Source organism: Sporosarcina psychrophila, from assembly GCF_001590685.1.
In the GTDB taxonomy this organism is placed as follows: Bacteria; Bacillota; Bacilli; order Bacillales_A; family Planococcaceae; genus Sporosarcina; species Sporosarcina psychrophila.
Window position 1 is genome coordinate 2,496,160 of the sequence record NZ_CP014616.1, and the last position, 19,245, is coordinate 2,515,404.

Here is a 19,245-nt window from a genome sequence, read left to right on the forward strand (position 1 = left end):
GATCCCCTTTTAAATCAATTGAAGATGTATAGAATATGGTGTAAAAAGATCATGCTCAATTATGGGAAACGATGGATGGAAACAGATTACGTACTGACATCAGAAAGATTCGGAACTCCCGTTAGTGAAAAAGCTGTTTCAAATCCAATTAAACGCACCCTAAGAATCAGGAATGAAATCTATTTCTCACACAGTTTTAGACATCCCAATGCAATAATTGGGTTGAGGAAAGGTATTCCACTACAGACTATGGCAGAACGACTAAGAAATACTTCTTTGATGATTTTAAGTTTATATACCCACTCATAAATAAAACCTCGAAGTCAAATTAGCGAAAGCCTACAGTAATGCATTCACTTTTTAAATTGGTGGAATATTTTGAGGTTATTTTTATTTAAACCCCTCATAAGCATTGTTGCTACAATGAATTATTTCGTGCTAGACTAATCAGTCATTTCGTACGTACGTTCTACAAACATACAAACATGATAGTATCAGTATCCAATGAACTAACCGGCTATATCGCGCCATTAAAGGCAAGTCGTAGGAAATCTTTTGAATTCGTGTGGTTGGGGGACACATTAAAAGCGGACAGGCGCACAACTCATAACATGACAACAGCCACCTTCTCAATAGAGTTGATGGCTGTTTTATGTTCTCTTCTATTCCTCAGCTTTAATGCAAAAAGCGATTACTATTTACTCCGTCATTAAAATTGGAATCCGGATTATTCATCATGAGTATTAATTCTAATGCAGACATATTCGGTAGACTGGTTAAAAATATGTATGCGGATTCAAGGTCATTAAAAGCAAATGCCTCTAGCTCCATTTCTATATGGTATTTGAAGTTTCTTTTGTTCAATAGATATAGCCTTATTAAGGATTATCATATTCGCTTTCAGTTCTTCCGGGATTACAATTTCATTATCTTTTATCATATACACCCCTCCTAATTGTCACTATTCGACAGACGGGAAGTAAGTCCTTTTTATAATGTTTTGACAATTAACGACAAAAGAAAATCCCCATCCAAGACAGGTTAGGGATTTCATGCATTACTCTGCGCATTGGACACATATAATATCCTTCACCGGCATACGATCCCTCCCAAACGGACTATCAACCGTGATCCACATCGACTCAACATTTACTTCTTTTATGACACCCATGTAAAACACGACTTTCCCTTTATCCCACAACCTTACGTGTACTTGGCATTCCCTTTTTTGAGCAACTTCTATTTCGTACTGGATAGCCTGTAAATCGAAGTCATCAAGCTGCGGACGTTCTTCGTAACGATCTTCATTCTGCCATCTACGCAACTCTGCGACGTGCTCCGATAGCATCATTGCAGTCCATTTAACGTTTCCTCTATCCCGAATGTTTTCTAGCATCTCATTTCGCGCTCACAATATTATTCATGTTGATTTTTATGTTATCGTAACCCACTTGCAACGATAATTTACCTAGTTGGCCATCGACTTCTGTAACAATCCCTGTAACTGACTCGAACCGCTTTTGGGCATAAATTGTGATTTCAACCTCTACGCCGAATTCTTTTGATTCCCCGATTCTCTCGCCTATCTCTAGAAAATCGGTCTCTGTTAGTTTCGGACTTGCCACAACCTTTGATTTTGGTGGCTTCGGAATTGCTGTCATTTTTCATCATCCTTTCAGTTTTGAGTTTTCTGACTTGGCGAAATACTCATTTATCAATTCTTCCGTCCTGTTGCGCAACCGAATGTTCATGTAACGTCTTATGTCTTCGTAGCCATTATGGATAAATGCATACTCTGTGAACGAACCGTCTTTCCCCTTTTTAATCAACTTCAAATTTCTGTTTCTTGCATAAGTATTTGTTAACTTCAATTCAGACCGCACAATATTCAATGCGCTCTCGACAATATTGATATAAGGGCCTTTTAATTTGAATGAGCTTTTTACAATTACTTCTCGGTCTCTCTCCAAGATACTTATGATCATCGGTAAGTAAATCATGTTCTCGAAATACGGTAACGCCTCTCCTGGAATTAACGGCACGACTTAGATCACCATGCTTTCTTTATGTACGATGGGAACGAGTGCGAGTATGTTGTCGATAGTGAAAAAGTCCGCTTTGACTTCCTTAGATAACAATAGGCACGGAATGATACCTCACCGACCTGTAGTACACTGATTCTTCTTTTACTAATTGAACCGTCTGCAGCCATGTACATCATATCTAGGTGTTCGCTGTATTTCACTGACTTAACTAATTGATTACGCACACTCGTTCCCCCTTTTTCACTAGTGTATAGAACGACCGTTCGCGATGCAAGCTCAAAATGGAAATTATAAATATTACCAATTAACATTTGAAACGATACATCTTAGATATTTGGGCAAATAAAAAAGACCGTCAATTGACGATCTCTTCTTGTTCAACTAAACCAGCTAATAGGATGTCAATATTTTTCTCTAAAATAATTATTAACCCTATGTTATACTATTTTGAGCATGCCAAACAGCCCTCCAAAAACCTTTTGGAAGATTTTCTCTCTCATTATTAAAACTGTTAATTAAGCTATATCAAGGAAAGATTCTTTTCTGTTTAATAATGCATAAATCCAATGAAGTAATTTATTAATACAGGCTACAATCGCTACTTTGGCTGGCTTTCCTTCTGACTTTTTCTTACCATAGAATTCTTTAAGCTTTTTGTTCCTTGAACTTCTTATTCCACATAATACTGCTAGATACAAGGCGTGACGCAGTCTGCTTGAACCTCTTTTAGTAATACGGTTGGTTGTTGCTGTGAACTTTCCTGATGAGTAAACTCTGGGATCTACTCCTGCAAAGGCAACCAGTTTTTTCGGATGACTAAACCGATCGATTTCACCAATTTCGGAGATAATCGTTGCAGCGATTTTTTCTCCTATTCCAGGAATCGATTGGACAATCTTGTAGTCTTCTAGCTCATTTGCCAAGGTCACAATACGATTCTCTAAAATTGAAAGGTGTCCTTGGTACTGAAAAAGCATCTCAATATACATTTGAAGATTGATTAAGTGACTTTGATACACGACTTTTTGAAATGGATTTCGCATTGCGGCATCCATTATTTTTTTTGCCTTTTCTCTTGCCCATTGGACAGAACGACTAGGGCAGAACTCTGCAACACGCACGGCTATTTTACTTTCCCCAGCTGATAAGACGGCTTCTGAAGTCGGAAATTCCTCTAACATCAATAAAGAAACCTTTGAATATAGATCACCAAAAACCTTCCGATATTCAGGAAATACTTGATCTAAAATAGTATGAAACTGAAGTTTTGCTTCTACATACATATTCGTAACGATCTCCTGTTGTCTTGAAAGATTTCGAAGGTCTAAAAGCTGAAGCCCTCTGTTTTTATGAGGTTCAAAATCTTCTTTGTAATAAAGCACACACAACTGATACGCATCGATTGCGTCCGTTTTCACCTTTCTTAAACTGGACTTCTTAGCCTGATAAGAAATTATAGGGTTAAGCAAGATATATATAACATCATGTTCCTCCATGAATTGAACAACGGGGGTATGATAATGACCAGTGGATTCTAGAATGACCATAGGCATTTGTCCTGTCATCTTTTCTATCTCTTTTAAAAATCCAATAAAGCGATGTAATTCCTCTCTGGTATGCTTCACAGAAAAGCTCTTTCCAAACGGTTTTGATTTATCTAAGAATGCCTGAACTTGGCTTTCTCCTTTTGCCACATCCAGGCCAACTACTGGATTCATTTTTATTCCTCCTCTAATTTCTACTTGCCAGTACCCCTAATCCTTCTTGTAGTGTCATAGCTTCGCTTGTTATACGAGATCTACGTCCCAACCAGCCTCAAACATGTTTCTACAAGTAGGGGGTGGACAGTTTACTTGACGGGATCAATGCCCCACGCACCCGTACGTCCTACCCTGGCTACTGATATATTAAATCCAATTAAAAAAAGGTCAACCAGTAAAAACTGGTTAACCTTATAATACGAAGCACCCGTTAGTTGAAGAAGTAAGTCTGTTTTGCGTAGGAATCCCAATCTTTATTATCAGTATTTATTTCGATTGTAGGAATGATTGAATTTTCAGCTTGACTCCTATACTCTTGTTGTTCTTCTAATAATAATTCACACGCTAATTTCATTTCTTCTACGGTTTTCCCTTCCCATTCATTGGGATTTCTACTACTTATTCTTTGCTCTAAATTCTCTGGAGATACAGTTAACAAAGTACATCTTGCTCCCATTTCAAATAACTGGGCTTCTAATTCCTTGATTTCATCTGATATTGAATGAGAAAATGCTACTCGATGATTTAAATGAAACCTTTCCAATATAAAGAATAAGCCTTTTGAACGTTGGGTTTGTCCAATTTCTCTTGCCCAATTATTTAACATTTTCAGCATCGTAACTCTTTCTCTTAAGATTTGTAAGTGTTCCTCACAACTTAACCACTTTAATTCACCATTTACTTTGTGTAATACTTGCGAATAATGCTCACTGAGAACTATGACACTGCGTTCGGCATCATCATTTGCGTGAAGCTGTTTCAACGATTTTAAGACTGATGTTTTTCCAACATTCGAGTAGCCTTCTAAGATTATCCCTCTAAATTTACTCATTCTATCCCCCTAATTAATGCTATTTCTATCTTAATAAGGTCTGTAGAGTTATTTACGCTTGTTCAACTAAACTGCCCCGTTAGTTTAATAAGAACAGCTTATAATTTGGTTTGTTTCTTCTTGGAATTCCCTATATCAACCATGATAAAAATAAATGATATTACCCCGAAAATCACAATTATATAATTAAAAAGCTTTGACCCATTATCTGTCATAAGGGCGTTTATTATTATCGCTCCCACTACTATAGCCATTCCTAGTTGTGCCACGAATTCATTATTTGGGTGCTTCTTCTTAAAAATCTTAATAGCTAAAAACAGAATTACAGTCAACAGTAATAATAGATTACTCATTTTCTTCCACCTCATTAATTTACAGATGTTATTCCACAAAATGCCCTGATACTTGAATAACTTTTTTATACTAACTACTTCGATGTCCTTCCCAATTCACCTGCTTGTTCAACTATCCTGCCCCTTTAGTTGAATAAGAACAGTGCATTATTCTCTATTCGTCCTTATTCATTTGAATACCTCTGTAATTCGACAAATAAAAAAAGCGGCCTTCCACAATCTAATCTGTGGAGGAGCCGCTTTATACTTTAAGTGCAACATGGCCATTACTAGAACGCTGTCACATCAACGTTCAGGAAATGGCCAAGAGCATCTTATATAATTCTTATTGGTATCAAAATCCCAAGCGCTTAGGAATCTAGGACTTGGGAGCTTTTACTTATTTACTGGTATGTCAACACTAAATCAAACGATATTATTAAGGGCTGTTTTTTTATAAGTAACCGGACTTAGGTAGCCTAATGTACTGTGCGAACGGATATTATTATATCAATTGACATAATCGAAAAGCTCAAGGGACAGCTGGTTAAGGGTTTGATAGTGTGCTCCGTTGATCAATTCTGTTTTTAAAATCTTAAATGTCGCCTCTGCCACCGCATTATCATAAGGATTCCCTTTATGGCTAAGTGATCTTTTAATGTTGTATCCACTTAATAATTCATCGATACCAACGTTTTTAAATTCAGAACCGCGATCTGTATGAAATAAGTTCACGTTTCCCAATGGGTATTTAACAGAATCGAAGGCACGCTGAACTAAAGCAGCGTCTTTTTGTGCTCCGACGCTCCACCCGACAATTTCACGATTGTATAGATCGATTAAGAAACAAACGTAACTCCAGCGATATCCTACTTTTACGTATGTTAAGTCGCTTACTAACACGGACATCTCTTTGTCCACTTCAAATTCTCGATTTAATACGTTTCGAACGGATTCTTCATTTGGTCTGGTTGCCATTGGTTTATAGGAAGGTTTGGCGTATTTTGATTGAAGTCCAAGTTCGCTCATCAATCTTCCAATTCGGCGTCTCGAGATCGTAAGGCCTTCTGTCTCTTTATCTAGTTCTATTTTTAGTTTCCGAGTACCATAAACGTGTCGGTTTTCATTGAAAACCTTAGCGATCTTTTCTTTTAATACGCGTTCTTCTTCCTGCTTTACTTGTTCTTTTTGAGCGGATACTTCATTGTCATAATAGAAGGTGCTACGCGCAATTTTCAGGACTTTACACATTGCTGATACCGAATAGGTGTGACGGTTTTGTTGAATCACATCTATTTTCGTCCCATGATCAGCGCTGCTTGCTTTAAAATATCTACTTCCATTTCCAGTTGCTTATTTCTCTTGCGTAAGGCAATCAACTCCTGCTCTTCTGGAGATTGATTATCTTTCTCTTTGAATGAACCAGACTGCCTGAATTGTGTAATCCACCTATCAAGAGCAGATGCGGTTAATTCATATTCTTTGACAATATCTTGTCGGCTTTTCCCGTTTTCATATAGGGCTACCACTTGTTTTTTGAAATCTGTAGAAAATGTTCTTCTTTTTACGGACATAGTAGATCTCCTCACTTCTTGTGTATTATTCTACTAGCCCTTAATTTGATTGTCCAACTAAGTATAATCTATCCACTCCTCCTCAATTCACCATGCCGAAATATCCTAATCTGATTAGACTTCGCAAACAAAACCTCATACTGCCGTAGAGGCAAAAACTTCACAATTTGCCCCTTCGACCCCTCATACAATTTGAGATAGTAATAATCCTCAACCTCTTTTTCTTCAACATTGACAACGACTTCAACCGCGTCACCGATAGCGAACGCTTCTTTTGGCACCGCATCAAAAATCGTAAGTTGCTGCACCATGTCTATCACTCCTCTAGTTGCACTTCGCTTTTTTACTTGCTCCTTCACTCCCCGAGATTAATTTGATAAGGTATTCGAAAAGGAGACAATACCATGTATTCCACAAAAGAAATGATGCGACTGTACCACGATGAAAAATATTCCGTTAAGCAAGTAGCGGATTTCTTGGGATGTAAACCGAGTCTCGTGGCGAGTAGGCTACGCAACGATTTGAGATCCCGAGAAGAAGCAGGCAGGATTCGTTCTATTCCTTTGCATTTTGGAATTCCCCCTAGTGTTTTCAAGGATTGAGCCGGCGTTTTCTGGCTCACAGTTCGGTCCACCAATCGGTCCAATGAGTCGCATTATGTTCGAACTGCGAATTAATATTTCATGAAAAACATACACTACCGAACCTTCATTCGTTTATAATGAAATAAGAATGATATATAAGAAAGGATGTTTTTCCCTTGCTTTATCCATATCGAAATGATCCTAGGAAAACTTTAATTCCGTATCTTAAAAATCTTGATGAGAATTCTTGGTTTTCGAAATCTGAAGTTTACCCAAATAACTTAGCCTGGATTGTTTCTCATATATCAAACAGCGAAGACTATTGGGTTAATGAAATTGGCCTTAAAAAGAACTGTATTTTAAATCTTAATGATTGCAATTTGCCTAAAGAAATATTGGATAGCTATATTCATATTAGAGAATATACAGATGGTATCCTACAAACATTAGAAGCCTCACAACTTAATAGACGTGTTGAGGTTCCTAAGTTTTCTGACGGTTGGACACCACCTTCGACACCCACCCTTAGTTGGTTATTTAATCATGTTTTTACGCACGAAGCTTATCATATTGGACAAATTGCAGTTATCGCAAAAATTAATGGATATCAAAAGCCATTATTTTAGTAATTGTATTAGAGGAGTATTTTCTCTCCTCTTTGATACGCATAATGTGTCTACACCGTCACTCCTTCACAAATTGTCTCGCATACCTCAACTGCTGATGAATATACGGATCATCCTCTTTACCACCACCAGCCAACCAGTCTATAATGCGTTGGTGAATATCTTGCAATGCTTTAAGTGGTATATGATGTGATATCTTGTGTATCTCGTTTATTGGATTCATAGATTTCTCCTTAACCTGATGTGTTATTATTAAAAGTAAAAGCTACCTAGAATGGAGCAATTTAAATGAAAGTAAAATCCTTTTATGCAATGAACAACGAAAAGCTAGACTCTAAAATTAATGACTTTATAACAAGGAACAATATCGAAGTAATAGATATTAAATTTTCGAGTACGATTTTTTATTTTGCAGCTATGATTATCTTCAAGAAAGGATGATTTGCATGAAAAAATAATTTCTTATTTACCCTAAAACGAAGATTGATATATCAAACCCAAACATCAAAGTCATCGAAGCGCCATTAAAAGTTAAACTAAAAGCGTACATAACTGGCTATCGAGAAAATCATGGTGAACTCCCATCAATCGAACGCATTCAATCAATATTTCAAATATCTGAGCAAGATGCTGAAATTGCTTTGACCCTGTTCGGCAACGAATGATTTACAGTCCTTTTTAAGGGCTTTTTTTATTGCGCTTTATGGTCGTACTGAGTGATATTTCCCCAAAAATCTATTTACTTCTCCTGTAATAACGGATATCTTTTGTGTATCCTTATAGAGAACGAACGTTTCGGAACTTAGGTGGTTATAAATATGGATAAGAAAGCACTGTTAATTATCGATGTACAAGTTGGAATGTTTTCCGATGAAAATCCCGTTTATCACGGGGAAAAACTACTCAAAAATTTAAAACAACTACTATTCAGAGCCCGTGCTACTAATACGCCCATCTTTTATATCAAACACAATTCCCCCGTTGGAAAACCATTAGAACACGGTACAAACGGATGGAAAATTCATCCTGACCTTTCTCCAACTGAGATCGATATTTTAATTCAAAAGACAACACCAGACTCTTTTTTCAATACCAATCTAGATAAAGAACTTAAAAAACAGGAAATTAAACATTTAATTTTAACTGGTATTCAATCTGAAGTATGTGTAGATACAACTACCCGAAGAGCATTTAGCATGAATTATGAAGTAACACTTGTAACAGATTCCCATAGTACATGGGGCTCTGAAGAATTAACAGCACAACAAGTCATTAACCATCACAATCAAGTACTGAGTTGGTTTGCTAACACAAACAAAACTAGTGAAGTAGAATTTTAATTTGCAAGGCAGCTCTATTGCTGCCTTTTCATTCCTATTAATCTTTATAAGAACTTTTTCTTACTCCTCTGTTTGTATCTACCGCCAATACTGTGGCTATATCACAAGATGACTATGATAAAGACTGCTGATTATTTTTAATCAGTAGTCTTTTCTTTTCGAACTGTGAATGTTACCGATCTACCGAGCTACCTATTTACTTACTACTCCTTTGTATTAGACTCTTTCATAAGATTGTTCTATCAAAGTATGTTAGTTTGTATATAGGCAAACTTATCGAAAGGTAAGGACGCAAAGCCAAGGGCCTAATACAACTATTTGTAATGGTAGCCGGTTACCAAGTGTATTGCTTTCTATCACTTGTTAAAAAGGATGAGGATCATTTTCAATAAATCAGTAATGCTCGTAGATGATTCAAAATTCATGAGAAATCTATTAAGAAAGATTATCGTAAGTAACGGTTGTTATGTCGTAGCTGAAGCTGGGAGTGGAGAAGATGCGGTGACTCTTTATAAATCACACTTCCCTCATATCGTTTTATTGGATATCACTTTACCAAATATGAACGGTGTCGCTACGCTAAAAGAAATTAAGAAAACTAAACCCAATGCTCGTGTTGTTATGTGCTCAGCCTTAGGGACTCAAGATTTAATAATTGAGGCTTTAGAAAATGGAGCCGCAGATTTTATCGTGAAGCCTTTTTTTGATGGACTTATTACCCAATTAAATAAAATCTATTGAAAAACATAGTACACTAACATAAAAGACCAAGAAATTACGGTCTTTTTTTCATCTTAAATGTACAATTCGTGTTTACTCCATCACTTCCCCCGCCCATGCATCCAACCAATTTAATAAAATCCTAACGCGATTAACAAAGTCAAAATAATGAATGTCCATCCTTCAAACGAGGTCATTACTGTCGCCATAACTTCCAAGCCTCTTGCCTTTTCTCATACAACTCCCGCTGCAACAATGGCTCGTACACCACAACCTTGTAACGGGATGGCCACTCATTTAAAAACCTCGAAGTCAAATTAGCGAAAGCCTACAGTGACACATTCACTTTTCAAATTGGTGGAATATTTGGAGATTGTTTTCATTTAAACCTCTTATAAGCCTTGAGGCATAAGCATTGTTGCTACTATGAATTATTTCGTGCTAGACTAATCAGCCGTTTCGTACGTACGTTCTGCAAGTGTGATAATATGATAGTTTCAGCATCCAGGTACTAATCGACTATGCCACGCCGTTAAAGTAAAGTCGTAGGAAATCTTTTGAATTCGTGTGGTTGGGGGACATTCAGGGGGACACATTAAATGCGGACAGGCGCACGACTTATAACATAATAACAGCCACCTTCTCAATCGAGTTGGTGGCTGTTTTTTTACTCACTTTTCATTTCCCAGCTTTTCAAACAAGTGGTTGACTTTATCACACATTTCTTCAGTTTCACCAGGATCAATCTCTTGTCTATTTCTTTTTTAGTAATCAACAAGGTGTTTGCCCTTCATTTCCTCTTTTGCAAGAATAGGATACTACAGATGGAGGTGAAAGAATGAATTTTAATAACCACTTCTCTAATCGTAAATGTAGTAAATGTCACATCAGTCCATGTTCTTGCAAAAATATATGTAGAGTACCAAGAGTGTTCATGGGGCCAATCAGGGCTATCGGGCAGGCTGGCTCCACTAGTACTATCGGAGCCACATGCGGGTTATGCGAATACGGGTATATTTACAATCTAACTCCTCAAACGGTACCTATAGAAGCTGATGTCTTGTTTGATTCAAATGGATTAATGACACCTGGAATTGTGCATACCCTTGGAACCTCTCAAATTATGATTAACGTTCCGGGAGACTACGAGGTTACTTTCTCTGTATCAGGTACGGAACCTAACCAATTTGCACTGTTTTTAAATGGATCGCTGGTTCCCGGAACAGTCTATGGTTCAGGTGCTGGCACTCAGCAAAACAACGGGCAGGCTATTATTGCCATAGTAGCCAACGATGTTCTTACCCTTCGAAATCATTCTTCTGCTGCAGCAGTTGGTCTTGCGTCTGTGATAGGTGGTACACAAGCTAATGTAAATGCTTCTATTGTCATTAAGATGTTGAATCCCAGTGCTTAGGTAGAAATTATTCGGTATAAAACATCTTGGTTTCACTGGATTTTAATACAGGCTTCAACAATCACCTGATGCAAAACTTCTAAAAATAGAGGTGAAAAGTCGGAAGTAATTACTATCCATAGAAGAAACTCAAAAACAAATCGACCTTTCCCTATTCGGATTGGTCGTTTTAATTTACCGGTTCAATTAAACAAGTCGATGCCTCCATAAATAAACAAACGATTCTAATTTGCGCACCGACAAACTTCAACATGTTCGCTGCATTACAAACGAATGCAATATTCAATAAATTCCTATCCGGTATTATCCCAGATACCAGATTGAAAAGGCGACCTTCTTTCGTCGAGAGGTCGCCTTTACCCTGTTTATTATTCAACACATTCCACTCCGATTATGTCCTCCACCGGCATACGGCCCCTACCGAATGGACTATCGACCGTAATCCACATCGCTTCAACATTTATTTCTTTTATGACAACCATGTAAAAAATGACTTTCCCTTCCACAACTTTACGTGTACTTTGCATTCCCTTTTTTGCGCAACTTCTATTTCCATGCCAGCTGTGGACGGAAAATTTAAAGTTTCCAGTATTTCCGCTTGTATATCCTTGACTGTTTGTTCTCGATCACCCCACAACTTTTCAGTTCCATTTAGATCAATAAATCATTCATCGTTTCTGTTGTCAAGTAATTGTTTACTATTTGTCTTCTAAACCTTGGATTTTGTGTCACTTAGAAGTAAATTTCGGTCAACAGCGTCATGTAAACCTGCATTTTTCTGTAATTTAAAAGAATCCATTTTGAAAAATTTAATCAAAATAGATTCTTTTTATTAAAGCCTGAGTTTACATAAAAATTTTTTAATTAGAAACTTAAACATCTATTAAATATACTAAAAAAGATTTAGGGCATCTTGGGATAAGTCTGTTCAAAATCCCTTTTTTACAAGCCGCTAAATGGAAACTGAGGTTTTTGAAAGAAGAAAAACAGTAAAGACTTTAAAGGGGTTCGAAAACAATGGATTTGGATTAACCGGTTGTTTGATTGGTCAAGTATGAATAATTCAGGATGAAGATAGTTTTTCAATCCTACCCATTCAGCGTGTTGTATCCAAACGATTTCACATTGAATTTGCTCCCGACTTCCCCATAATAAGTGAACCAGAAACTTCCCCATTTAAATTCACCATTAAACATTGTTGCTATTAGCAAAATATTCACGAGTATCTTTGCGCGATTGTGGGGTTAATACGCGATCAAGCTCTTCATTCAACCAAGTAAGTGACTTGTTACGAAGAATATTGCGCATACTATCTTCTGCTTCGAGCATAACTAAGTTAATCACACAGGGAGAAGCTAGAGCGCATGCTGCATAGTCTTCATCCCGGCATAGGTAGCTATTATTTTTAATATTTTTACATTGAAAAATGGGGGAAGCACCTTCAACAGCTTCAATTACATCCCAAAAAGAAATTTCCGCAGGAGACTTGGCCAGTTTATAGCCTCCTTTTACACCTGGAACAGAACTTACAATACCCGCTTTTGTTAATTTACTAAAAATCTTCGAAAGATAGGTCTCTGAAACGCCTTGAAAAGCGGAAAGTTCTTTAATCCCAATTGTATCATTAGGAGGAATATCTATTAAATATACCAAGCAATGCAATCCATATTCAACACCAATACTATACTGCATGCAAACACCTGCTTTCTACATATAAAGATTGCTACTAACCATCTTAGGTGGATTTAAAACCCTTGTCAAATATGGAAATTTTCAGCTATTTCTTTTTGTTGACAGCCATAAACTAAAGAGTTATATTGTGGTCATAACCTATCGTCGATTGATGTTATCGACGATAGGTTGTAGAGGCAAGGACAAATTTAGATTCACGGAGGAGATTACTATGAAGGTTAGATTAAATCATATCAGTGCAAGCCCAGGTGCTTTGCAGGCAATGATGAAACTGGAAGGGTTTATTAAGACAAGTGGATTGGATGCTAAGCTATATGAATTCATTAAGATCAGAGCATCACAAATTAACGGGTGTGCTTATTGTATGGACATGCATACACGGGATTCAAGGAAAATGGGCGAGACGGAGCAGCGGATTTATTTACTTAACGCGTGGCGTGAAGTACCCTTTTATTCCGACAAAGAAAGAGTGGTGCTTGAGCTTACGGAAGCTGTAACCCGTATTTCAGAGCAAGGTGTGTCGCAGGATTTGTATGAAAGAGTTCGGGCACATGTGGATGAGGCAGAATATGTGGCAATCATTATGGCGATTAATACCATTAATGCATGGAATCGAATCGCCATCTCCACGGGGATGTTCCCTGAAAAGGAGTAAAGAGAAGCTTACTGAGAATAGTGAAATTTAATAAGAATAACTTTAGGATAGCTCTTACAATTGTATGTCCATTGAAGACCGAGGCCGGTCTTCATGGCTTACCTTAATGAGCATCGCTAATCAATTAAATTCAGGTCCTAGTTAACCTCGAGGAGAAATCAATCATGTCAACCGTCTTATACGTAACCGCACACCCACTAGATAAGAGTGAATCCAATAGTTTGTCTGTAGGCCACGAGTTTATCCAAGCTTACCATGGAGCAAACCCAAACGATGAAGTTATTCATCTAGATCTATATAAAATAGATATCCCGCAACTAGACACCGAAGTGTTAAGTGGTTGGGGCCTATTGAGAAGCGGCAGTTCTTTTGATCAATTGAGCGCGGGTTCTCAGGCTAAAATAGTTCGTTTGGGTGAACTGGTTGATCAATTTCTCGCTGCAGATAAAATCGTAGTCGTCAATCCAGTTTGGAATTTCTTATTCCCACCTGTATTGAAAACTTATATTGACGCCATATGTGTACCAGGAAAAACAGTTAAATATACGCCAGAAGGCTTTATTGGCTTAGCATCTGACAAAAAACTGCTTCATATTCAAGCTTCTGGCAGCGTGCTCTCCGAGGGACCAATGGCAGGGTTCGAATTCAGCCACCGATACTTGACAGCTGTATCTAAATTCATAGGTATACCTTCAATTGATATTATTTATATCGAGGGCATGAGCGCTGCACCAGATCAAGCACTTACGATTAAAGAAAAAGCTATTCAACAAGCGATCGAACTAGCCAAAAGCTTCTAAAGTTCGTGAACTAAATAACTGAATCGGGTGTGACAATGAATCAAATATTTCCAGTATCATCTCAGCACCATGCTGTATTTGGTTGGTTAAACAGTAACTTGAGTTTCTCATTTGCAGATTACCATGATCCTAAAACTACGAGTTTTGGACTCATGCGGGATTTGAATGGTGACTTTATATTAAGTCTTCGTGGTTTAGCGATACACCTCTATCAAAACAGGAAAGTCGTATCTATCGTTCTGAGGGGCCAGTTAGAACTCAAAAAAGCATCGTGAATACATTTTATTTGTTTTAGCTGGGGCATGCAACTTCGGTTTATTATCTAATTTTGTAAAGAAGACTTATGAGTCTGGTTTCCATGTCGGTGATGTCGTCGGTAGCCATGTACATCATATCTAGGTGTTCACGATATTCCACTGACCTAACTAATTGATTATGCACACTCGTTTCCCATTTTTCATTAGCATACAGAACAATCGTTCCTATCACAACTGAATATCAGAAATTAATAAATTATACCAAATGATATTTGGACAAATAAAAAAGCGGCATTCCACAATCTAATCTGTGGAGGAGCCGCTTTTGCTATGGTCTTATTTAACAAAAGTCTACTTATTGATTAAGTCTGTACCATATGAGTTGTCGATTGCACAAAGCCATTCGCCTTGTGAATTTTTCTTAAACACATAGGTTGACCTTCTATCCATAGAATATTTCGTTTCATTTTTATCAGCCTCAAGTAGCGTTTGAGAAATAACTAATGCAGTATCTCCAGCTTCTAAAATAATCATTTCTCCCTGTACTGGGACAAGACTGTTATTGAAATATTTCGCAATTTTAATGAACGCTTGCTTAATTTCCTCTTTTCCTCGTGCAATCATATCTGGTTTTACTACCAGAATCGCATCATCAGTATAGTAATTCTTCAGAGTGTCAAAATCTTCCTGTTTTATTGCTTTATCACACTTCTTGATAAACTCCTTTAATTCGTGTTCCAAAATACACCACTCCTTATCTTTATAATTTTAAATTGCCCAATTAATTTCCAATATCCTGTTAGTTGAAGAAGAATAGAGCATTGTACTTGATTCGTCTCCATTAATACGAATACCTCTTTTATTCGACAATTGAAAAGCGACGGTCCATGTAGAAATACTTCTCCTTTTGAATTTTCGCATTGCAAGCAAATAAAAAAGTACCTCGTGAGAGATGCTTGAATAAAAATCAATGACAAAATGGAATATTTATTTTATCGACTTACGTGTATAGAAAATATATCTATTTCTACTAATTGGGCGTTCCATATGTGAATTTTAAAGGAGTGAAAATGCGACAACAGCAACATTTGTTTATTTGAACCGCCACATCATGCCGCTTAATGTGAAACGTAAGAGTTCTTATGAAATCGTGTAACTGGAGGACTATGCTGGGGGACGTTTGGGGAAACTTTAAATAACGCGGGCAGGCGTACGACTCATAACAAATAACAGCCACCTTCTCAACTGAGTTGGTGGCTGTTCCTTCTATAACAATTAACCCTTCACACTGCGCCCCGATGATATCCGACACCGGAATCCTCTCGATGTTATCAAGTATGACAACCATGGTCCGTAAATCGATTCCTTCTATAATCCTCCGTTTTGATTCCCGCCATAGCACCATGTGTGGCACAAAATCCTAAAGTGCAAGCTGTATCAATACTAACTCCTGTATAGGTATTTCACTCCAATTAACAATGTGATGTTAACGGGAACATAAAGTTACCCTTCAGCAATGACTTTTTCGTTAAGACGAATAAAGCATCATCATCATTTGGCATAATGGTTGCTGTCATGCCTTCGATTGTAAAATCAGGTGTGAAATAAAATACCACTTTTTTCGTTGTTTCCTTTACAATGCTTGCTAATACAGCCTCTATATTTGGCACTTTTAACGAAATGATATCGAAAATATGCAGTGTGTCTTCCTCTTCCTCCATTAGCACAATCGTTTCTAAATTCTCCACATAGAAAATGGCTTCACGGAATGCTAATGTGAAATAAAACATTAATAAACTTTCATTATTCTCAACATCTAAAATCGTTGAGTTTACATGGCGATTTTCCGCAAATTTTTCAAGTAATGCAAGGTCAATTTCAATAGTAAGCCGCTTTACTTTCGCATCCTTATTCATTTGAATTGAACTTTTTGCTAGGTCTAAGCTAAATTCACTTTCATTTAGACGTGTAAATCCAAACTTCGGGTAAAAATCTAATACAGTATCATTCGCAAAAAGATACATGAAATCACAAGTATTTTCGTATTCTTTCATAATATGCTGCATTAATTGCTTAGCCAAACCTTGATTGCGATAATTTTCATCTGTCATTACTGTACCAATCTGAATCCCTTCACACATTTTACCATTAATAACTATTGACATTTTATTAATTGAAGCATTTGCGATAACCTTACCTTCATCGACAAATGAATATGGTATATATTTTTCATCCCAGTACCCTTTTTTGTACCAGCCTCGAAAATCTAATTCGAATGTTTTCATAGCTAAGGTATTAAAATTCTCCTTCAAGCTTTCATTATTACGATAATCACTTACTAATTCATATTTCCCCATTTAAATTCCCTCCGATTTTTGTTTCATTCACCTTGGTGCATTACATGTGTATATGGGAATTATCACCTCCTAAAAACAGAAAAAAGACTTTATGAGAATAAACTCATAAAGTCTTCTTATACGCAAAAAATAAAATTAACCGGCCTAAATCAAGTGTTTGCCTTTAGTCGGATTAAATATATCTGCTTATATGAATTAGACATTATATTGCTTCTCTTAGTTATCGCAAAAGGACATCACAAATAAATCTATAAATAAATTATAGAATAGCCCTCCTATTAAATTCATTGGAATTTAAATTGCGATAATAAGTTTTAGCATAAAAGTCTAATCTCCCATCTGTTTTTAAGAATGAATCTATAGTAACACATTGTTAGATTTCTGTCTTATTTTTGTTTCATGATTTTTTAGTATCAATGCTCTATAAAGAACGACTTATACTGAAGTAGTTTTATTTATATAAATTATTCGATTCTCATCTTCTTCTCTTCGACATAAAAACACCCCTTTGGCTAAACGCTACCAAATAGGTAAAACAGCATAACTTTTTTTGGCAATTTGTATATCTTTATTTGTTGAACTCTGCAGACTTAATTAATTTATCACGCACACTCGTTCTCTCCTTTTGATTCAGCATACTGAATGAACGTTCGTGTCGCAATAGAACATTATGGATGTATTGTAATATTATTTATTCACTTTCAACTGCCAAGAACAAGTCTTTCCTACCTATCTTCTTAAATATTTATGAGAGCTACCATTCCTTCTACTGTAACGCCTTGCTTAATGCATTGTGTTTTCCGCGTATTTTGTGTAGTAATGGAATTTGCGTTAATTAAAGTAAATATATTAATTTGGAGATAATTATTTATGAAGAAGATGCAGAGGGTTCTTGCTTTATTATGTCTATTCGCTTTATTCACTACTACTATCTCAGTTCCTTTGGCCGGTGCAGAAGAAAGAGATTTACCAATTTCTAGCGATTTTAATCAACTTGAAGGGGTTTTCCCTAACAGCATTGATGAGTCTGAGCAGAAATTACTTGAAATAATTAAAGAGTTAGAACTATCCCAAGGAGAGGTTCTTGGAGAAGAACCTCTAGAAGAAGACTTAAATACACTATCTCTTCGTGGAAGCACAGTGGCAGGGGAATATCAGCTCGCAGGTATCGGAACGGTTACCGTGCTTGTATCAGGTGCTATTATTATTAATAATGTAATATGGGAAGCCGGATCAGCGATGGCGAAGAAAGTAATGGATCTAATTTTCCCCGCTAAAGCCGAACCTGTATACAAGACAGATGCAGAGGCAAAAACAGCCGCAGACAAACTAGGGTATACTAAAGTAAGTGAACGATGTGGTAAAGTTGCGATTTTCAGCAAGGATAAAAAGACCAAAAATTGACCTGATTATATTTCTTGTGATATAGACGGTCATATTGGTGGAGCTTGGAAGGGCGGCTCTTCACCCAAAAAAATCTGTAATGAAACTACTAGGAGTGGTACATATGATAAGGACCTCAACCGTATTGGCAAATAAATCCATTAAGGTAAAGTCTGGAGTTACATTAACCGAGCCGTGGGGTTCTTCAATGTATTTTGATTCACCGATGGAAAACCGTGTTAGATTTTCAACGGATTATTTTAGAGAAATTCGAGCAAAAGGGATTCAAATGTTTATCGATTACCTTACAACGAATGAACCAACTGTCGATTTATTCATTTCTCTAGAATATAATACAAGAAATAAATATATCACTAATAACTTATCAAAGCGCTTACGGTTAACAAATTGGAAGGAATACAAATTCACTAGTGAAGAATTTGATCTTCATGAGGGGTTTGGCAAAATTGCTTTAATAAAAGATGTTTCAGTAAATGAAACGATATTATATACAACAGACGCACTTCTCTACAAAAATAATCGCGCCACCAAAGCTTTGTTTATTATTGTCACAAGTAAGTATCTGATCCATATCGGAGGGAGTGGAGACGTAATCAATATACTTTCCAAAGAACCTAAGAATATTGAAAATTTAAAAATGAAGTATAAAGGTATTTTCGATACTTTTTACGATGAACCTTTAGACTAATTTCAGAAGTTAGAGTGAAAAAACTTTATAAAACTACCACTTAGAACCGAACAAAAAAAGCGACCATCCACACAATCTGTGGTTGGTCGCTTTTACTTTGTACTTATTTAACCTTTTCACAGACAACTGGGCAAATAAAAAAGACCGTCAATTGACGATCTCCTG

The 19,245-nt window shown here is 36.7% G+C and carries 24 protein-coding genes, 1 pseudogene and 1 riboswitch; of the genes and pseudogenes, 9 read left to right on the forward strand and 16 right to left on the reverse strand.

The features are described from left to right. Positions 1-805: 805 nt before the first annotated feature. The 10 genes and pseudogenes from AZE41_RS23455 to AZE41_RS11905 all read right to left on the reverse strand — a co-directional run bounded on the left by AZE41_RS23455 (position 806) and on the right by AZE41_RS11905 (position 6,854). Positions 806-940, reverse strand: coding sequence for a hypothetical protein (locus tag AZE41_RS23455; RefSeq protein WP_257722476.1), 135 nt, complete (start codon positions 938-940; stop codon positions 806-808). A 117-nt stretch (positions 941-1,057) separates the two neighbouring features. Continuing rightward, on the reverse strand, positions 1,058-1,396 hold the full coding sequence (locus tag AZE41_RS11865) for a YolD-like family protein (protein WP_067209607.1): 339 nt from the start codon (positions 1,394-1,396) through the stop codon (positions 1,058-1,060). A 1-nt stretch (position 1,397) separates the two neighbouring features. Continuing rightward, entirely contained in the window at positions 1,398-1,661 is a 264-nt protein-coding gene (locus AZE41_RS11870) for a YolD-like family protein (RefSeq protein ID WP_067209609.1), read from the reverse strand. 6 nt (positions 1,662-1,667) lie between these two features. Then, entirely contained in the window at positions 1,668-2,042 is a 375-nt protein-coding gene (locus AZE41_RS11875; RefSeq protein WP_067209611.1) for a YhjD family protein, read from the reverse strand. An 8-nt stretch (positions 2,043-2,050) separates the two neighbouring features. After that, complete coding sequence (locus AZE41_RS22245) at positions 2,051-2,269, reverse strand: transcriptional regulator (protein ID WP_231885672.1); 219 nt, start codon at positions 2,267-2,269, stop codon at positions 2,051-2,053. 291 nt (positions 2,270-2,560) lie between these two features. Continuing rightward, positions 2,561-3,763: an IS110 family RNA-guided transposase gene (locus tag AZE41_RS11880; protein ID WP_067206251.1), complete on the reverse strand. Its 1,203-nt coding sequence runs from the start codon at positions 3,761-3,763 to the stop codon at positions 2,561-2,563. Positions 3,764-4,016: 253 nt separating this feature from the next. After that, positions 4,017-4,637, reverse strand: a complete 621-nt coding sequence (locus AZE41_RS11885) for an AAA family ATPase (RefSeq protein ID WP_067209613.1) — start codon at positions 4,635-4,637, stop codon at positions 4,017-4,019. Positions 4,638-4,735: 98 nt separating this feature from the next. Next, positions 4,736-4,990: a hypothetical protein gene (locus AZE41_RS11890; protein ID WP_067209616.1), complete on the reverse strand. Its 255-nt coding sequence runs from the start codon at positions 4,988-4,990 to the stop codon at positions 4,736-4,738. A gap of 405 nt (positions 4,991-5,395) precedes the next feature. Further along, positions 5,396-6,543, reverse strand: a pseudogene (locus tag AZE41_RS11895) (IS3 family transposase). Between the two features lie 68 nt (positions 6,544-6,611). Next, the gene (locus AZE41_RS11905; protein ID WP_067209619.1) at positions 6,612-6,854 is read right to left on the reverse strand and encodes a hypothetical protein; all 243 of its coding nucleotides are present in this window, start codon (positions 6,852-6,854) and stop codon (positions 6,612-6,614) included. Positions 6,855-7,303: 449 nt separating this feature from the next. Between AZE41_RS11905 and AZE41_RS11915 the strand changes: the two genes are divergently transcribed. Next, positions 7,304-7,753 carry a DinB family protein gene (locus tag AZE41_RS11915; protein ID WP_067209624.1) on the forward strand — a complete coding sequence of 150 codons (450 nt, stop codon included), beginning with the start codon at positions 7,304-7,306 and terminating at the stop codon, positions 7,751-7,753. A 58-nt stretch (positions 7,754-7,811) separates the two neighbouring features. Here the strand turns inward: AZE41_RS11915 and AZE41_RS23060 are convergent, their stop codons facing one another. Further along, complete coding sequence (locus AZE41_RS23060) at positions 7,812-7,976, reverse strand: DUF6877 family protein (protein WP_197485312.1); 165 nt, start codon at positions 7,974-7,976, stop codon at positions 7,812-7,814. 595 nt (positions 7,977-8,571) lie between these two features. Here AZE41_RS23060 and AZE41_RS11920 point away from each other — a divergent pair. The 3 genes from AZE41_RS11920 to AZE41_RS11930 all read left to right on the forward strand — a co-directional run bounded on the left by AZE41_RS11920 (position 8,572) and on the right by AZE41_RS11930 (position 11,227). Then, a complete protein-coding gene (locus AZE41_RS11920; RefSeq protein WP_067209627.1) occupies positions 8,572-9,093 on the forward strand; it encodes a cysteine hydrolase family protein in 522 nt (173 codons plus the stop codon). A 256-nt stretch (positions 9,094-9,349) separates the two neighbouring features. Continuing rightward, positions 9,350-9,435, forward strand: a riboswitch (cyclic di-GMP riboswitch). 57 nt (positions 9,436-9,492) lie between these two features. Next, positions 9,493-9,834, forward strand: a complete 342-nt coding sequence (locus AZE41_RS11925; RefSeq protein ID WP_335339524.1) for a response regulator — start codon at positions 9,493-9,495, stop codon at positions 9,832-9,834. 913 nt (positions 9,835-10,747) lie between these two features. After that, positions 10,748-11,227 carry a BclA C-terminal domain-containing protein gene (locus tag AZE41_RS11930; protein ID WP_067213954.1) on the forward strand — a complete coding sequence of 160 codons (480 nt, stop codon included), beginning with the start codon at positions 10,748-10,750 and terminating at the stop codon, positions 11,225-11,227. Between the two features lie 169 nt (positions 11,228-11,396). On the opposite strand, the gene AZE41_RS11935 is transcribed toward AZE41_RS11930, so the two are convergent. The 3 genes from AZE41_RS11935 to AZE41_RS11940 form a co-directional block, all read right to left on the reverse strand. After that, on the reverse strand, positions 11,397-11,603 hold the full coding sequence (locus AZE41_RS11935; protein WP_067209632.1) for a hypothetical protein: 207 nt from the start codon (positions 11,601-11,603) through the stop codon (positions 11,397-11,399). Beyond that, a complete protein-coding gene (locus AZE41_RS22745; protein WP_156476034.1) occupies positions 11,596-11,754 on the reverse strand; it encodes a hypothetical protein in 159 nt (52 codons plus the stop codon). The genes AZE41_RS11935 and AZE41_RS22745 overlap by 8 nt, the downstream gene beginning before the upstream one ends. Before the next feature lie 661 nt (positions 11,755-12,415). Continuing rightward, positions 12,416-12,919, reverse strand: a complete 504-nt coding sequence (locus AZE41_RS11940) for an RrF2 family transcriptional regulator (protein ID WP_067209635.1) — start codon at positions 12,917-12,919, stop codon at positions 12,416-12,418. A gap of 211 nt (positions 12,920-13,130) precedes the next feature. On the opposite strand from AZE41_RS11940, the gene AZE41_RS11945 reads away from it, so the two are divergent. Together AZE41_RS11945 and AZE41_RS11950 are read left to right on the forward strand one after the other, a co-directional pair. Beyond that, positions 13,131-13,574 carry a carboxymuconolactone decarboxylase family protein gene (locus AZE41_RS11945; RefSeq protein ID WP_067209638.1) on the forward strand — a complete coding sequence of 148 codons (444 nt, stop codon included), beginning with the start codon at positions 13,131-13,133 and terminating at the stop codon, positions 13,572-13,574. Positions 13,575-13,738: 164 nt separating this feature from the next. Next, positions 13,739-14,374: an FMN-dependent NADH-azoreductase gene (locus AZE41_RS11950; RefSeq protein ID WP_067209640.1), complete on the forward strand. Its 636-nt coding sequence runs from the start codon at positions 13,739-13,741 to the stop codon at positions 14,372-14,374. A 608-nt stretch (positions 14,375-14,982) separates the two neighbouring features. Here AZE41_RS11950 and AZE41_RS11955 read toward each other — a convergent pair. Continuing rightward, on the reverse strand, positions 14,983-15,372 hold the full coding sequence (locus AZE41_RS11955) for a YybH family protein (protein WP_067209643.1): 390 nt from the start codon (positions 15,370-15,372) through the stop codon (positions 14,983-14,985). Positions 15,373-16,103: 731 nt separating this feature from the next. Next, complete coding sequence (locus tag AZE41_RS11960) at positions 16,104-16,988, reverse strand: GNAT family N-acetyltransferase (protein WP_067209646.1); 885 nt, start codon at positions 16,986-16,988, stop codon at positions 16,104-16,106. Between the two features lie 870 nt (positions 16,989-17,858). Between AZE41_RS11960 and AZE41_RS11965 the strand changes: the two genes are divergently transcribed. Genes AZE41_RS11965 through AZE41_RS11970 form a run of 3 tightly spaced genes read left to right on the forward strand, consistent with a single transcriptional unit; the run spans position 17,859 to position 19,080 of the window. Beyond that, complete coding sequence (locus AZE41_RS11965; RefSeq protein ID WP_067209649.1) at positions 17,859-18,392, forward strand: hypothetical protein; 534 nt, start codon at positions 17,859-17,861, stop codon at positions 18,390-18,392. 33 nt (positions 18,393-18,425) lie between these two features. Next, on the forward strand, positions 18,426-18,527 hold the full coding sequence (locus AZE41_RS23065; protein WP_231885837.1) for a toxin C-terminal domain-containing protein: 102 nt from the start codon (positions 18,426-18,428) through the stop codon (positions 18,525-18,527). After that, on the forward strand, positions 18,496-19,080 hold the full coding sequence (locus AZE41_RS11970) for a hypothetical protein (RefSeq protein WP_067209652.1): 585 nt from the start codon (positions 18,496-18,498) through the stop codon (positions 19,078-19,080). Before AZE41_RS23065 ends, AZE41_RS11970 begins: the two co-directional genes overlap by 32 nt. Positions 19,081-19,245: the final 165 nt, after the last annotated feature.

Bases quoted from the DNA above. Each gene is read 5' to 3' on its own strand.
- AZE41_RS11885 (WP_067209613.1), bottom strand. From the start codon at position 4,637: ATGAGTAAATTTAGAGGGATAATCTTAGAAGGCTACTCGAATGTTGGA.
- AZE41_RS11865 (WP_067209607.1), bottom strand. From the start codon at position 1,396: ATGCTAGAAAACATTCGGGATAGAGGAAACGTTAAATGGACTGCAATG.
- AZE41_RS11950 (WP_067209640.1), top strand. From the start codon at position 13,739: ATGTCAACCGTCTTATACGTAACCGCACACCCACTAGATAAGAGTGAA.
- AZE41_RS11920 (WP_067209627.1), top strand. From the start codon at position 8,572: ATGGATAAGAAAGCACTGTTAATTATCGATGTACAAGTTGGAATGTTT.
- AZE41_RS11945 (WP_067209638.1), top strand. From the start codon at position 13,131: ATGAAGGTTAGATTAAATCATATCAGTGCAAGCCCAGGTGCTTTGCAG.
- AZE41_RS11970 (WP_067209652.1), top strand. From the start codon at position 18,496: ATGATAAGGACCTCAACCGTATTGGCAAATAAATCCATTAAGGTAAAG.
- AZE41_RS11940 (WP_067209635.1), bottom strand. From the start codon at position 12,919: ATGCAGTATAGTATTGGTGTTGAATATGGATTGCATTGCTTGGTATAT.
- AZE41_RS11925 (WP_335339524.1), top strand. From the start codon at position 9,493: ATGCTCGTAGATGATTCAAAATTCATGAGAAATCTATTAAGAAAGATT.
- AZE41_RS11890 (WP_067209616.1), bottom strand. From the start codon at position 4,990: ATGAGTAATCTATTATTACTGTTGACTGTAATTCTGTTTTTAGCTATT.
- AZE41_RS23060 (WP_197485312.1), bottom strand. From the start codon at position 7,976: ATGAATCCAATAAACGAGATACACAAGATATCACATCATATACCACTT.
- AZE41_RS11930 (WP_067213954.1), top strand. From the start codon at position 10,748: ATGGGGCCAATCAGGGCTATCGGGCAGGCTGGCTCCACTAGTACTATC.
- AZE41_RS11870 (WP_067209609.1), bottom strand. From the start codon at position 1,661: ATGACAGCAATTCCGAAGCCACCAAAATCAAAGGTTGTGGCAAGTCCG.
- AZE41_RS11905 (WP_067209619.1), bottom strand. From the start codon at position 6,854: ATGGTGCAGCAACTTACGATTTTTGATGCGGTGCCAAAAGAAGCGTTC.
- AZE41_RS22745 (WP_156476034.1), bottom strand. From the start codon at position 11,754: ATGCAAAGTACACGTAAAGTTGTGGAAGGGAAAGTCATTTTTTACATG.
- AZE41_RS11880 (WP_067206251.1), bottom strand. From the start codon at position 3,763: ATGAATCCAGTAGTTGGCCTGGATGTGGCAAAAGGAGAAAGCCAAGTT.
- AZE41_RS11960 (WP_067209646.1), bottom strand. From the start codon at position 16,988: ATGGGGAAATATGAATTAGTAAGTGATTATCGTAATAATGAAAGCTTG.
- AZE41_RS11965 (WP_067209649.1), top strand. From the start codon at position 17,859: ATGAAGAAGATGCAGAGGGTTCTTGCTTTATTATGTCTATTCGCTTTA.
- AZE41_RS23455 (WP_257722476.1), bottom strand. From the start codon at position 940: ATGATAAAAGATAATGAAATTGTAATCCCGGAAGAACTGAAAGCGAAT.